The organism is Longimicrobiales bacterium, from assembly GCA_029245345.1.
Classification (GTDB): Bacteria; Gemmatimonadota; Gemmatimonadetes; order Longimicrobiales; family Gaopeijiaceae; genus CALFPJ01.
In genome coordinates this window covers 1-13,827 of sequence record JAQWPM010000026.1, presented here as the reverse complement: position 1 = coordinate 13,827, position 13,827 = coordinate 1, and the positions used below count along the sequence as shown (strand labels likewise).

The following is a 13,827-nucleotide window of genomic DNA, read 5'->3' as shown; positions in this document are numbered from 1 at the left end:
GGCCCGCCGAGCACCTCTAACCGGTTGGGGCTCCGGGGAGCTTCTTCCGCACTTTCGCCCAAGTGGATGCGAGGTGCACGAGGTGGGACGAAGACTTCCCGGTAACCTGCGCCTGCCGGAGAGCAGCCAGAAGGCCGGCTGGAGTATTCGGATGACCCGGGACCTCCACAAATGTGGTCCCCAATTCCCCGATGGTATGCGCGTCCGATCCGGCTCCTTTGAGCTTCCCATGCCGCTCCGCGAGTTCGTCCGCAAGTCGTTGGGGCCTCTCTGAGTGAAGCCGCGCGTTGAACACCTCGACGACGTCACACAGCGGGGCGAGATCTTCGGCGAGTCTACCCCCCCCGCCCTTTCCACCCGCGAAGGGGTGAGGCAGGTAAGGCACACCACCCTGCGCACGAATACGCTCAATCGTCTCGACGGCTGGCGTGCCCTTGGGAATTTCCTCGGTCAGGTAGAGTCCTATGACATCCACACCTTCGGCGGTCTTCACTTCTTCACCCGGCACGATCCGGTCCGGGTACGCTTCCGCCATGCGTAGTGCCACATGGAGCTTATTGTGATCGGTAATGGCGATCCGGTCGAGACCTTGGGCCAACGCGCGCTCGAGCACCTTTTCGGGATCGGACAAACAGTCCCAGCTCCCAGCGGTGTGGAGGTGGAGATCCATGCGTATCGTGCCCCCGCCAGCGATCTCCCTCAGGTCCTTCAGGACCCGATTGGCCGACGCCTCGAGATCGGCCAAGGTGCCGTCGTTCATGATCACGTGATCTGATCGATCCCGTTTCGGTCCGGGATCCCTCTGAGCCGCCATCATCCTAACAGCACCGTCTTCTGACATCCCTCGATCCTCAATGAGACGCCGGCGGCGTTCCACCTGCGCAGCATCCACGAACACGATTTGGTCGAAGTCACCCTCAGCGCCCGTCTCGAACAGCAGAGGAATCTCAGAGACGACGAGAGGATGGCCTTCAACTCGACGCTCAGCCAGCCACTCGTCCCTGAGCGTCCAAATGATGGGATGCACAATGGCCTCGAGTCGCTCGCGCTTCGACTCGTCCGCAAAAATCACAGCGCCCAAAGCCGCCCGGTCGAGGGTCCCATCTGTGGTGATGACATCGGGTCCGAACAACTCACGAACGGCGTTCAGTCCGCCGGACCCGGGCTCCACAGCCTGCCTCGCAAGTTCATCTGCACTCACCACAGGCACCCCTGCTCCAGCCCAGAAACCCGCTACCGCGGACTTCCCGGAGGCTGCGTTCCCGGTGAGCGCGATATTAAGCATCCGCATCTCCAGCGGGAGCATCGCTTGCAACTTCATCCGAACGCTTCATAAAGATCCAAATAGAGACACCCACGACGGCGAATACAGCCGTGCCGCCCACTCCGACGAGCTGTGTGACCACTCCCCAACTTTCCCTAGCGAGAACACCGATCGCGACATACATCGCGGTCCAACCCACGAGGCCAACTAGCTCGTACAGAAGATAAGTCCGGTATGGGAGCCCGCTCATGCCGGCCGCCATCGGCATCATGGTGCGCACAAAAGAGATCAACCGAGCAACGGTCACCGAATACACAGGATGTTTCCCGTAGAGTCTTTCCAGCGCAGCGCGCCCGGGAGCGATTCTGCGAGCCCACCGCCTGTCGCCGAGAAGAGCCCTTTCACCGGCACGCCGTCCGACCCAGAACCCGATGGAATCTCCCACCGCTCCGCCGACTGTAGCGGCCACGATCATTAGGTACGAGTTCGACTCTCCCCTGAAGCGCGAGCACGGTAGCGAGAGAAGTGGCGACGCCGGACGGTACGAAGAGTCCCGTCACAAAGCTGGTCTCAAGAACGGCCAGCGTGAAAAGCAACGCGGGGCCGTACGCGACGAGCAGCTCGAGGAGTTGGTTAACGCCCACGCCTTTCGCGCAGGGTCACAACCTGGAAGTCGTCGTCCGTGGAACGTGTTCGATCAGGTCCGTATGACACGATCGCAACGGAGTCCGCCCACACCTGGAGTTGATAGACGGTCCCCCATGGATCCTTCCTGAGGTCGTCCGCAGAGTAGCGGTAATCGAGCCACCCCACCCAGTTCCGGCGATCCGGGAGCTGCCCGGTCAGACGCTCATGTTCTATAACGTTTCGCCCCACCTGTCCCATCTCTCCTTGCGTGCTCCACTTCACAGCGGGCGCGACGACGGGCGCGGCAAACTCCAACAACATCTGCCTCGAATCCGGGAAGTAGTACGTCGCAGTAACCCCGAGCAGAACCAAGAGGAACAGTCTAGACAACGGGCCCCCGGGTCATCTCAGCACGCATGCGGGACGTCCAGAGCACGTAACGTTCGATCTCGTCATCAGATGGCTTGGCGTCCGCCGCGCCGTACGCCGTCTCCAAACGCCAGCGCATATACGATGCCGGTGGTAGCGGAAGAAACGGTGCACACCGATACCATCCGCGGGCCCTGAAGGCCCACGCTGCTTGCAGCAGGTACGGGATCGTTCGGGGGCGCCGAAGCGCCAACCCAGCCATGGTCAGGTACAGCGACTCGTCCTTGGTTCGGGCCTCACACCGCCCTGGGCGGCGGATGTCTGGTGGAAAGCTAGAGCGCGCTACGGTGCAAAACAACGATCTGAAGGAGGGCAGCGCCATTTGTTTCCTGTTGCTGCACCTTCCGTACCGCTAACCTCGGCCGGTTCCCACAGTCACAGGCCTTCGGGGCCAGAAGCGCTTGATCTCGCGAAAAACACCGATCGACCGATCCTTCTTTCGATCGGATACTCTGCGTGTCAGACGTTGGAACGGCGGGGAGCGTTCGGCAGCGGGCCAACCTCCTTCGTGCAGTCAACCCTGCACCTGCTCCCTGTGGGCGCTATCTTTGTGGCTGGAAATTGACCAGACGATTGAAGGGTTCATGGCGACACAAGAGAAAGAGATTCTTGCGACTGCTGAAAATGAGTCGACAACGGATCTAGCGGGACTGTCCCCCGAGCAGTTACTCCGCTTCTATCGCACGATGGTTACCTCGCGTCGAGTCGACGATCGCGAGATCAGCCTCAAGCGGCAGAACAAGATTTTCTTCCAGATTTCCGGTGCAGGTCACGAAGCCATCGGCGTCGCTGTTGCAGAGCACTGCAAGTCCGCCCACGACTGGTTCTTCCTGTACTACCGCGACCGCGCGATGACGCTGGCGCTTGGGCAAACACCGCTCGACCACCTGCTGCAGGCGGTGGGTGCCGAGGCGGATCCGGCCTCCGGTGGCCGTCAGATGCCTGCTCACTACGGTGATGTGCGGTACAACATCGCGAGCACATCGTCACCAACCGGCACGCAGTTCTTACAGGCGGTCGGAGCGGCCGAAGCGGGCACCAAAATCGCTGGCGTGGATGGCGTCCGCGAACTCATCGACCGATTCGAGGACGACGAAGTAGTCATCGTCACGACCGGTGACGGGACAACGTCTGAAGGTGAGTTCTGGGAATCACTGAACAGCGCGTGCAATCTCAACCTACCGGTGGTCTACGTCGTTGAGGACAACGGGTACGCGATTAGTGTGCCGGTCGCGGTGCAGACGGCCGGAGGCAGTATTTCCAAGCTGGTTTCCGGCTTTCCAGGTCTACACATCCTGGAGTGCGACGGCACCGATGTGGTCGAAGCATATCGCACCGCAGGTGAAGCAATCGCTTATGCCCGTGAGAGAAAGGGCCCTGCCCTGATTCACGCGCACTGCACGAGACCTTACTCCCACTCGATGTCCGACGACGAGCGGACCTATCGCACAGAAGAAGAACGCGCGGTTCAAGAGGTCCGCGACCCGCTGACCCGAACGCGTTCCCTGTTGATCGAAAACGGGATCGCCTCCGAGGAGGAACTCGACACGCTCGAGGCAAGCATCACCGACGAAGTGGCTCAGGCCGCGGACGACGCGCTCAAGTCGCCCCAGCCGGATCCCTCTACTGCGTTGCAGCACCTCTTCTCAGAGGATGTGGATCCCACGTCCGACGACTTCGACACCGAGGACGATCCGCAGTACGAGGACGACAAGCTCCTCACCATGGTCGATCTACTGAACGCGTGTATGGCGTCAGAGATGGAGCGCGATCCGCGCATCGTGGTGTTCGGCGAAGACGTCGCCGACGTGTCCAAACCCGCGGCGCTGGGTGAGGTGAAGGGAAAGGGCGGTGTTTTCAAAGTCACGCATGGCCTTCAGGCGAAGTTCGGGGCAGAGCGGGTGTACAACTCGCCGCTCGCTGAGGCGAACATCGTTGGAAGAGCCATCGGACAGGCGCTCAGAGGGATGAACCCCATCGTCGAGATCCAGTTCTTCGACTACATCTGGCCGGCGTTCCACCAGATCCGAAACGAGCTGGCGACCATGCGCTATCGCTCGAACGGGACATTCGCGGCGCCGCTCGTCATCCGAACGACGTACGGAGGCTATCTGAAGGGCGGAGGCATCTACCACTCTCAGACGGGTGAAACACTCTTCACGCACTGCCCTGGCCTGCACGTCTGCATGCCGTCTACGGCCGAGGACGCCGCGGGTCTCCTGCGTACCGCGATCCGTTGCGAAGACCCGGTCCTCTTCCTCGAGCACAAGCACCTGTACCGACAGATCTACAACAAGGGGCGCAACCCAGGCCCCGAGTACATGATTCCGTTCGGGAAGGCCAAGGTCCGCCGCGAAGGCTCCGACATTACGTTGGTCACGTGTGGGGCGCTGGTGAAACGCAGCCTCGATGCCGCCAAGATCGCGTCCGAGCAGCACGGCGTCGAAGTCGAGGTCATCGACCTACGCACGGTGCAGCCGTTCGACATGGAGCGGATCGCCGATTCCGTGAAGAAGACCAACAAGGTGATGGTCGTGCATGAGGATTCCCTTTCATGGGGAATCGGCTCTGAGATCGTGGCACGTATTGCCGACGAACTCTTCGAGTACCTCGATGGACCGGTGAAGCGCGTAGCCTCGCTCGATACCTGGGTGGCTTACGCTCCCGCCGTGGAGAACGTCATCCTGCCGCAGACACCAATAATCGTGGATGCAGTGCTGGACCTCGCCTCCTACTAGAAGCGGAAGCCCACGGTGATCGGGATGTACCGCAAGTCGCCGGACAGGTCTCTAATGTTCACGAGTCGAATTTCCGCATAACCACCGAATCCGAGTGCGCCCACGCTCACTCCGAAGCCTCCGTGGATTCCGTTCGAGGTCGCCGCCTCGGCAGCGCTCGTATTGATGTGGTACTTCCCGAATCCGCCGACCACGTAGGGCGAGAGCCCGAGCCCTCCGAGTGAGACGACGCCACTGATCGTTCCGGTCAACATCGTGGTGTTGTCACCACCCGTCTCCGGAAGCCGATGCAGTTCACCTTCCAGTCGGGCGGAGACCGGAAAGATCGGGACGCCGATCTGAATCCCAACTCGGCCGTGCATTCCCGCTTCGCGCGAATCCGCGAAAGTACCGATCGGAGTGCCGAGCCCTCCACCGACCATGAGGCGGGCCTGGGCACTGGCGGCAGCGGGCATCGCGAGGGCGAGGGCAGCAAGAAGCGCGATACGGCGCATGGGCGTCATCCTTGGGGGCATTGTCGTAGAGCGTCTATACCAGTCTCGCACGAAGCGGGGAGGAGCGGCAAGCATTAGTGGCCGGCAATGCAGCGCTAGACCACCGGCAGGCCCGGCTCGACGTCCCTCGCCCAAGAGAGAATGCCACCCTCGAGGTTCGTAATGGGTCCCAGACCAGCCTCCGCGAGTTGACGAGCGGCCGTCATGCTCCGCTGACCGCTCCGGCAGTACACGATAATGGGCCGGTCGTTGGGGACCTCGGCCATCCGCTCTGTGAGTTCACCGAGCGGGATCAGACGAGCTCCACGCGCGGACAAATTGCTCACAGCCCATTCCCAAGGCTCCCTAACGTCCAAAAGGAACGGCGCCTCGTCTTCCGCGGACAACGACGCATCGAGCTCACCCGCTGTCATCTCGGGGATGGAAATCCCGTGGACGACTCCGCCGGCAGCGTCGACCCCAATACCGCAAAAGAGCCCGTAGTCGATAAGCGCACTTTGAGTGGGATCGTCGCCACAGACAGGACAGTCGGGGTTCTTTCTTAGGGCAACCTCCCGCCATGTCATATCAAGCGCATCGAAAATCAAGAGACGGCCAGCCAGAGACTGTCCCTTTCCGAGGATGAGCTTGATCGTCTCCATCGCCTGCATCGATCCGATGATGCCCGGAAGAACACCGAGGACGCCACCTTCGGCGCAATTAGGCACGAGCCCCGGCGGGGGAGGTTCGCGAAACAGGCAGCGATAACACGGTCCACCTTTTGTCGCGAAGACGGACACCTGTCCCTCCCAACGAAAAACGGACCCGTAGACGTTCGGTATCCCAGACAACACGCACGCATCGTTCACCAGATACCGCGTGGGAAAATTGTCGGTCCCGTCCACTACCACGTCGTACCCACTCAGAATGTCGAGCGCGTTCTCCGAAGAGAGTCGAACCTCGTGCTTCACAACCTCCACGTGAGGATTGACCGCCAAAAGACTGTCGGCCGCGCTGTCCAGTTTGGAGCGTCCGATGTCTTCTGTGCCATGCAGGATCTGCCGCTGGAGATTGCTCGCGTCGACCGTGTCGAAATCGACGATCCCCAGAGTGCCGACGCCCGCCGCCGCGAGATAGAGCGCGAGTGGCGATCCCAACCCTCCGGCTCCCACGCACAAAACCCGAGCTTCTTTGAGTCGGGCCTGTCCATCTAGCCCCACCTCGGGTAATGCAATGTGGCGAGCGTACCGTAGCAGCTCGGCGCGGGAAAGGTCGGAATGTGTCATTGGAGATTGCACCCGCTCGCCCGTCCCGAGTTCCGCCCTCGTCGCCGAGCACAGGACGAGTTGTCATCCCACTCCGGCGGGATCGTACTAGATGCCTCGAGGGTTAGGCTGGCGAGTGTGAACCAGAACGATCCAGGAACCACCGGGGGTGATACAGCGATGGTGAAAGTGGCGGGGGTTACCGAGCGAGAACTCGACATCTTGAGCACCTTGTGGCGAGAAGGATCTGGGACCGTAGCTGAAGTGCAGGACGAACTTCATGACCCACCAGGGTATACCAGCGTTCTGAAGATGCTACAGATCCTGGAACGAAAAGCTTGGTCCGCCACGAGCGTGAAGGACGCGCCTACAGGTACTTCGCGACGTTGGCGCCAGAAGTCGCCGGCCCTGAGGCGCTCGGCACGATCATAGAGAAGATCCACTACGGACCCTCTGAATCTGCGCTCGCCCAATTGGTTGATGGCCGTATGCTCGCCCCAGATGTCGCCGCTCGCATGAAGAGCATGGTCGACCAGGCAACGAGAGACTAGGACCCGCCGGGCGTACCCCTCGCGCCACCCCGGGCGACGATCTGGAAGTTCTCGGCATCGTCCTCGAGGATGCTTACTTCTTCCTCCGGCACGCCAGCCGCTCTGGCCACATCCGATAGCTGCAATGTCATGGCGTAGTACTGCCACGGGATATTGAGCGTCGAACGATCCTGCCAAATGGGCCGGCTCTTGATGCCCCGGAACTCGTAGACATTCTGATAGAGCTCCAGGCTGGCCTGGACATCGTACCACTCAGCCCCGTATTCGGGACTCCCTTGGATCCATCCTTCTTGAGGCGGGGCGTCCAGATTCCGCATTTCCAATTTCACCGCCAGGCCATGCCGCACACCCCACCGATTGAGTCCGAGCTGGCTCATCATGCCCCCTGACGACGCAAAAAACACGGGGCGCTCGTCGAGAGAATCGTGGATGATGGAAAGAGCGATCTGGTGCGTACGATCGAGCACCATGTCAGCCGGATACAGAACGACCATACCGGGGAAAGAGATCCGAAGATCTTCACTGAGGCGCGCAGGACCCACCTGGTCCATCTGGACGCGGTCCATGTCGATGATCGATTCTGTAGGCAGCCCTGGGTCGCCGTAGAGGCCCGGCACCTGCTCGGCATTGAACGCTCGCTGACGGCCTGGAGCCGTCAGGCGCTTGAGCTGGTCGGGATACCACACGGTGCGGAGGTATTCGCCAACGATGACGGTGACGTCCTTCCGGACGCCTTCCACTTCCTGCAGGTACCAAAGCGGGAAGGTGTCGTTGTCACCATTGGTGAAGAGTACCCCGTACGGCTCGACGCTCATAAGGAGGTCGTACGCCCAGTCACGGGCCGCATAGTCCCCTGATCTGGAGGCCCAATCCCAATTGAGAATCAACGGGAACAGGGCGATGAGGAGCACGGGGGACGCCGTCTTATAAAGGCGAGGCCCGTCACTCATTCCAGCCAGCGTGTGCCAGACCCAACCCAGTCCGATCCCTGCTGTTGCGCCCCACAGGATAAAACCGCCGATGAAGAAATAGTCGCGCTCTCGCACCTCGTGCATCGCCGTATCCGCGATCTCGGGATTGAGCGAGAAGCCGTACTTGAAATTCAGGTAGATGACGAGCCCGATGGTGAGCGTGCCCGTAAGCGTGAAGAGATAGAGGAAGATCCCTCGATCGACTCGCCAAACGGCATACAGGCCCGCAAAGCCCAGTAAAACAAAGAGCAGCGTGAATGGCACCCTCGCGGTCCCCGGCTGTTCTGAGGCATCGATACCTCTGGCCCACTGCCAATCGAAGTACTGAAGATACGTCGCTATCTGAGCGCCGAGCGGCGCCTTCCTCTCTTGCACGGGCGGCGCCTGATACTGCTTACGCGACAAATTGTCGGCGAGCGCCGGGCAGCCACGTTTGCCGTTGCTGAACACCGCCTGGGCTGCTGAGACGAAGGACTCGCACGTGGGTTCACCTTCGTTGATCACCGGTTCGAGTGCAGACCGGATCGGGAGCACGAAGTTGAACGACAACCCGAGGAGCCCAAGTGGAATCACCCGGAGCAAGAACGACCGTCTCCATGCGATCGAGGCGTCCGTGAAGAGCACGAAGACGGCGAGAGCCGGAAGGGGAAGGACCGACATCTGGTGGTTCGTCGAACCCAGCGCCATCAAGAAGACCGCCCACAACAGGTACCGTTCGCTTCCGGGCTGATCGTGTTGATCTCGCCACCGGACCGCCAGCCACGAGACGGCTGCGATGATGAAGACACTGACGGTGTAGACCTTCTCGTTGACCGTCGACTGGCCCCAAACGGTGTACGCGGTCGCTCCGATCATCACCGATGCGAGAGCACCGTATATGGCCTTGTCCTTCTGATCGAACAGGGCCCAGAGCACCCGATGCGACACAAGGAAGAAGAATCCTGAGGCGCCTGCGCTCGTGACCGCAGCCAAGAGATTCACCCTCACGGCAACAGAGAGCCCGAGGGGAGCCAACAAGATCGTCCAGACTCGGCCGACCATGACGAAGAGAGAGTTCCCTGGCGGGTGGGGGATCCCGACGATGTGGGCCGTGGCGATGTACTCACTAGTGTCCCAAAACGCCGTGGTGGGCGCCAGGGTGAGGACGTATAGCATCAGTACACCGAGGCTCGCCGCCAGCGCCACCCGGTAGGGCGGGGTGTATTCGTCGCCCGTGCCCCCAGCGAAGAACGTGCCGAGGGCTGCTGTGGCGTCTGCCACAGAACGTCTGATCATCCGGTCTCCGTTGGGGCGTATGGCTGTTTTAGGGTCGGCCGTCTCGAGCAGGAACACCATTTCGCGCCGCATCATCCAGCAGTTCCAACACTCGCGCCACGTCGCCCGGAGAATTGTAGATGTGCGTGGAGAGGCGCATCCAACCGTAGTCGTACTCTCCGATCACTCTGGTGCGAACCTTGGCGGCACGCGAAAGGTGGGCCTGCAAGTCCAAGGACTCCACCCCGTCTATACGGAATGAGACCATCGCAGCATTCAGAGCGTTGTCCGACGGTGTGGCCAAAGACAGTCCAGGGATGTGCATGAGGCCGTCTTGAAGCATGCCCCGCAGGTACCTCACGCGACCCTCGACACGCTGCATGCCGAGGGCGTGGAAGAATTCGGTAGCGGCGAGTAGACCAGCGATTCGGGACTCGTCCATCGTCCCCATGTGGTTGAACCGATGAGCCCCCAACGTCATGTCGTCCCACCCCCCGGAAGCCAAGGTCGGCCACAACTTCTCTCTCCAGGGCTCCGCGATGTACAGGAGCCCTGTGCCCTGGGGTGCCAACAGCCACTTGTGTGGCGAACTGGCGTAGAAGTCGCCGCCGAGGGTGTTCAGGTCCATCTGGATCATCCCGGGCGGATGCGCACCATCCACAGCAAGGACGATGTCACGCTCAGCGCAGCGTGCCGACAGCTCAGTGATCGGCAGGATCGTCCCCGTGGTGAACGTGATGTGGGACACACACACGACCCTGGTCCGGTCCGTCACGCCTGACCACACGGCCTCGAGTAGCTCCTCACTGGAGGCAGCCGGCGCGGGCAATGACACAGTCCTCAGCGGCAGAACCCGGCGGCGGGTCACCAGCTTCCACGGCTCGATTCCGCCGATATGCTCGTGGTCCGTTGAAAGCACCTCTGCGCCGTCCGGGAGATCAAGGCCGTTCGCCACGAAGTTCATGGCTTCCGTCGTATTCCGAGGAAAGACAAAGCCCTCCGGATCTCCTCCGACCAGGCCGGCGAGAGACGACTTCACGTCATCCCACGAGACTCGCGGCGGGTACGTGGCTGCGACCCGACGGGCATGTTCGGTGACCGCATCTACGACCACGCGAGGGGGAGCCCCCAGCGTGCCGTTGTTCATGTAGATCCTGTCTGGCGGGATGAGGAACTGCCCGCGGACCACACCCCAGAACGCCTCATCGTCAGGTGCTCCGCCAGAAGCAAGCTGTAGCGCCAAGGCCTCTACCGCCCTGGGCCACGCCAATGAAGCGCCACCCAGGACGGAGAAGAAGGCTCTGCGGTCCAAGCTCACGTCAACAACCGAACGACGTGTGAACGAGCTGGATCAGTTCTTCACCGCGATAAAACTGATCTCGATGGCCGCTCCGGCGACCAGATTCGAGACTTCCAACGTGACGCGCGAAGGCGCGTCGGTCGGGAAATAGGACCCATACGCCTCGTTCATCTCGGCGTAGGCGTCGAGATCCGTGAGGTAGACGACGCCGCGAACGACGTTGCTGAGATCCATGTCGTGTTCCGCGAGCAGTTCTTCGAACTGACCCATGATGTTGTGGGTCTCGGCGGCCGTGCGGCCCTCCGTCATGCCCCTCGTCTCCCCGGTAGCTCCTATCTTGCCGGACAACCAGAAAATGTTGCCGACTTGGACGGCTGGGCTGTACGGAACACCGGCGCGCGCACCGTGCGAGATCTTAGGACCTTCCTGAGCGGCTGCGGGCATTGCTACGAAAGCCGTGAGGAACGCGACTACAAACGCTGAACGTTTCAAGATGAACTCCTGATAGTGGCTCGGATTGGATCTGGCCGATGATGCTGGGAGGACGCCCGCAGAGCAAGACGGTCAGGCGAACTCCGCCAACTGAAGGGTGGTCCTACGTCGCATTCCGACTGGCCCTGCGCATCGTGCCTCGGGTAGCTTCATTCATGTCATCCGCCTTGATACGAACCACACGCTACGTACGGACCTGGCTCACCGGCCGGGCCGACGTGACCGAAGAGGACGTCGTCCTAGACCGAGACGGCACCCCCATTCCGGCGACGCTGCTCCGGCGGAGAGGAGCCCGGGAGCCACTTCCTGGCTGGATTGTCATGCATGGCATCACCCGCCCAGGTCGCTCGCATCCACAGTTGGTCCGCTTCACACGAGCGCTCGCGGCGACAGGTGCCGCGGTGCTCGTGCCCGACGTGCCGGAATGGCGGAAACTGGATCTCGCACCCACCCTCACGCGACCCACGATCTTACGCGCGATTCAGGCCTTCGACGGCATGTCAGACGTGCGCACGGAGGGGTACGGCCTGATCGGCTTCTCGTTCGGAGCTCCTCATACCATCGCCGCCATGGCGGATCCGGCCATCCGTGATCGTGTGCTCGGTGCGATCGGCTTCGGCGGGTACTGTCACCTTGAGAGCACGATCAATTTCATGTTCACGGGTGAGCATGAGTACGGCGGCCAGAGCCACACGCTCCGCCCAGATCCCTACGGACGCTGGATCGTAGCCGCGAACTATCTCACTTCGGTCCCCGGGTACGAGGACGCGGGCGACGTGGCCCGAGAGTTGAGACGCCTGGCAGCGCTAGCTGGCGATACTGGGGCCGTGGCGTGGGATCCGATATACGATCCCGCCAAGGTCGAAGCCCGGAGTCGCATCGAGCCGGACCGGCTGCCTCTGTTCGACCTCATCGCCCCGGCGTCCAACGATGAGCCGGATCTCGAAGAGGGCCGACGGATGGCCGGCTTGTTGACCGAAACTGGATCGCGGATCGAGCCCGGGATGGAAGCGAGACCCGACCTCGCCGAGGTGGAGCGCCCCGTGCACATCATTCACGGGTATAAGGACCATCTCATCCCATACACCGAGGGTCACCGTCTCCAAGACGCCCTGGTGTCGTCCTCGGATGTCCGAGCGACTGTGACTCGGCTCTTCGGGCATTCCGCTCAAGACCCCTTCCCGTCTCCAGCTCAGGCGATTCGGGAGGTACCGCTCTTCCTTCGGGCTATAGGTCGAGCACTGGAAACGATCTAGATCATCCCGATCATGTCGCGGACAGCAGCTTTGACATCGGGATCCTTGTCGTCTACCGCCTGATTGATCAGACGCTTGGCGTGCGGGGTCCCAATGTTGTAGAGGGCTCGGTACGCTGCGATGCGAACATCAAGCGGCGATTTCGAGAAGAACGACACCGTTGCGCGTTTCGCGATCGAGTTGACCGCCCCGGGATCGCCCAGCTTCCCAAGCGCCTGCAGGATCGCCACGGTCACACTCTCATCCGACTCTGAATCGAGAATCCCCAAAAGGGGCTTCAACGCCCGTTCCACCTTCAGCTCACCGGCCGCCATCGCTGCGGCCAGCCGCGCATCCGGATCGGGATCCTGAAGCATCCCATAAACAAGCATACCAGCGTCTTCGCCGCCAAGCTTGGTCAAGGCGAGAAGGGCCTCTCGTCTGACTCGCCCGTCCGTGTGAGCGAGCGTACTCGTGATCAATTCTACGGCTCGATCGCCGCCGACCTCACCGAGAATCGCAACAGCATTCCGAATCACGAACCAGCGATTGTCCTCGACCATCTGCTCAACTACGACCATACCGGTACTGCCGAACATCACCATCGCGTCCATGAAACTGCGTCGGGCGAAACGGTCGTTCGTGTCCGAGAGGGCGTCCGAAATCGCGATCGCCATTTCGAGCCCAACGGCCTTACACACGGCGAACAGATGCTGTCGGCGCTCTTCGTCACGCTCCGTGCCCAGCCGGGCCGCGATTCGACTCGCCACGCCCGCAGTGACCATCAGGTCGGCCAAGGCGAGGCTCGCCTCATCGTCCGACGCTTCGGTAACAAGACGTTCTACAACGTCGGCGAGCGGCTCGAGAGCGTTGGCCGCTCGCAGCGCGTCCACCATCTGGTGGATCTCTCTCGCCTGCCTCTCTCCTTCGAGTCGCGGGCTGGCGAGGAACGCATCAAGCGCAGCCGAGAGTGCGTCCGGATCGGCCAGAGCTGGCACCGGACCGGCCTCCTTCACCTCGTCCGGCACTTCTTCCCGCATGACATCGGCGGCGGCTCCACCCTCGAGCGGCTCGCTCTCCGGCGCGAGCAAGACCTCTTCGTCCGGATCGGGGGCCAGTGAAGCGAAGTCGACCACTATGTCCTCGGGCGCATCCGGAGCCAGAGCGTCGAACGACATCTCGACTTCTTCGGGCGCGTCCGGAGCCAGAGCGTCGAACGACATCTCGA

Annotated in this window: 13 protein-coding genes; 3 read left to right on the top strand and 10 right to left on the bottom strand. The window is 61.6% G+C overall.

What is annotated here, in order from left to right; all coding sequences use genetic code 11:
- Nucleotides 1-16: 16 nt before the first annotated feature.
- The 4 genes from coaE to P8L30_16200 form a co-directional block, all read right to left on the bottom strand.
- The gene (gene coaE / locus P8L30_16215) at nucleotides 17-1,321 is read right to left on the bottom strand and encodes a dephospho-CoA kinase (protein MDG2241753.1); all 1,305 of its coding nucleotides are present in this window, start codon (nucleotides 1,319-1,321) and stop codon (nucleotides 17-19) included.
- Nucleotides 1,278-1,739: a DedA family protein gene (locus P8L30_16210; protein MDG2241752.1), complete on the bottom strand. Its 462-nt coding sequence runs from the start codon at nucleotides 1,737-1,739 to the stop codon at nucleotides 1,278-1,280. The genes coaE and P8L30_16210 overlap by 44 nt, the downstream gene beginning before the upstream one ends.
- 158 nt (nucleotides 1,740-1,897) lie before the next feature.
- Complete coding sequence (locus tag P8L30_16205; protein ID MDG2241751.1) at nucleotides 1,898-2,281, bottom strand: hypothetical protein; 384 nt, start codon at nucleotides 2,279-2,281, stop codon at nucleotides 1,898-1,900.
- A complete protein-coding gene (locus P8L30_16200; GenBank protein ID MDG2241750.1) occupies nucleotides 2,274-2,642 on the bottom strand; it encodes a hypothetical protein in 369 nt (122 codons plus the stop codon). The genes P8L30_16205 and P8L30_16200 overlap by 8 nt, the downstream gene beginning before the upstream one ends.
- 262 nt (nucleotides 2,643-2,904) lie before the next feature.
- On the opposite strand from P8L30_16200, the gene P8L30_16195 reads away from it, so the two are divergent.
- Complete coding sequence (locus tag P8L30_16195; protein MDG2241749.1) at nucleotides 2,905-5,058, top strand: dehydrogenase E1 component subunit alpha/beta; 2,154 nt, start codon at nucleotides 2,905-2,907, stop codon at nucleotides 5,056-5,058.
- On the opposite strand, the gene P8L30_16190 is transcribed toward P8L30_16195, so the two are convergent.
- Both P8L30_16190 and moeB read right to left on the bottom strand, forming a co-directional pair.
- Nucleotides 5,055-5,552 (bottom strand): outer membrane beta-barrel protein, encoded by a 498-nt coding sequence (locus tag P8L30_16190; protein ID MDG2241748.1) that lies wholly within the window; start codon nucleotides 5,550-5,552, stop codon nucleotides 5,055-5,057. The genes P8L30_16195 and P8L30_16190 overlap by 4 nt on opposite strands.
- A gap of 95 nt (nucleotides 5,553-5,647) precedes the next feature.
- A complete protein-coding gene (gene moeB, locus P8L30_16185; GenBank protein MDG2241747.1) occupies nucleotides 5,648-6,817 on the bottom strand; it encodes a molybdopterin-synthase adenylyltransferase MoeB in 1,170 nt (389 codons plus the stop codon).
- A gap of 317 nt (nucleotides 6,818-7,134) precedes the next feature.
- Between moeB and P8L30_16180 the strand changes: the two genes are divergently transcribed.
- Entirely contained in the window at nucleotides 7,135-7,347 is a 213-nt protein-coding gene (locus P8L30_16180; GenBank protein MDG2241746.1) for a BlaI/MecI/CopY family transcriptional regulator, read from the top strand.
- Here the strand turns inward: P8L30_16180 and P8L30_16175 are convergent.
- Genes P8L30_16175 through P8L30_16165 form a run of 3 tightly spaced genes read right to left on the bottom strand, consistent with a single transcriptional unit; the run spans nucleotide 7,344 to nucleotide 11,364 of the window.
- Nucleotides 7,344-9,593 (bottom strand): DUF2723 domain-containing protein, encoded by a 2,250-nt coding sequence (locus P8L30_16175; GenBank protein ID MDG2241745.1) that lies wholly within the window; start codon nucleotides 9,591-9,593, stop codon nucleotides 7,344-7,346. The genes P8L30_16180 and P8L30_16175 overlap by 4 nt on opposite strands.
- A 28-nt stretch (nucleotides 9,594-9,621) precedes the next feature.
- Complete coding sequence (locus P8L30_16170) at nucleotides 9,622-10,890, bottom strand: aminotransferase class V-fold PLP-dependent enzyme (protein ID MDG2241744.1); 1,269 nt, start codon at nucleotides 10,888-10,890, stop codon at nucleotides 9,622-9,624.
- A 33-nt stretch (nucleotides 10,891-10,923) separates the two neighbouring features.
- On the bottom strand, nucleotides 10,924-11,364 hold the full coding sequence (locus P8L30_16165) for a RidA family protein (protein MDG2241743.1): 441 nt from the start codon (nucleotides 11,362-11,364) through the stop codon (nucleotides 10,924-10,926).
- Nucleotides 11,365-11,519: 155 nt separating this feature from the next.
- On the opposite strand from P8L30_16165, the gene P8L30_16160 reads away from it, so the two are divergent.
- Complete coding sequence (locus P8L30_16160) at nucleotides 11,520-12,620, top strand: hypothetical protein (protein ID MDG2241742.1); 1,101 nt, start codon at nucleotides 11,520-11,522, stop codon at nucleotides 12,618-12,620.
- Here the strand turns inward: P8L30_16160 and P8L30_16155 are convergent.
- The coding region (locus tag P8L30_16155; protein ID MDG2241741.1) for a HEAT repeat domain-containing protein at nucleotides 12,617-13,827 on the bottom strand (1,211 nt) is incomplete at its 5' end. The genes P8L30_16160 and P8L30_16155 overlap by 4 nt on opposite strands.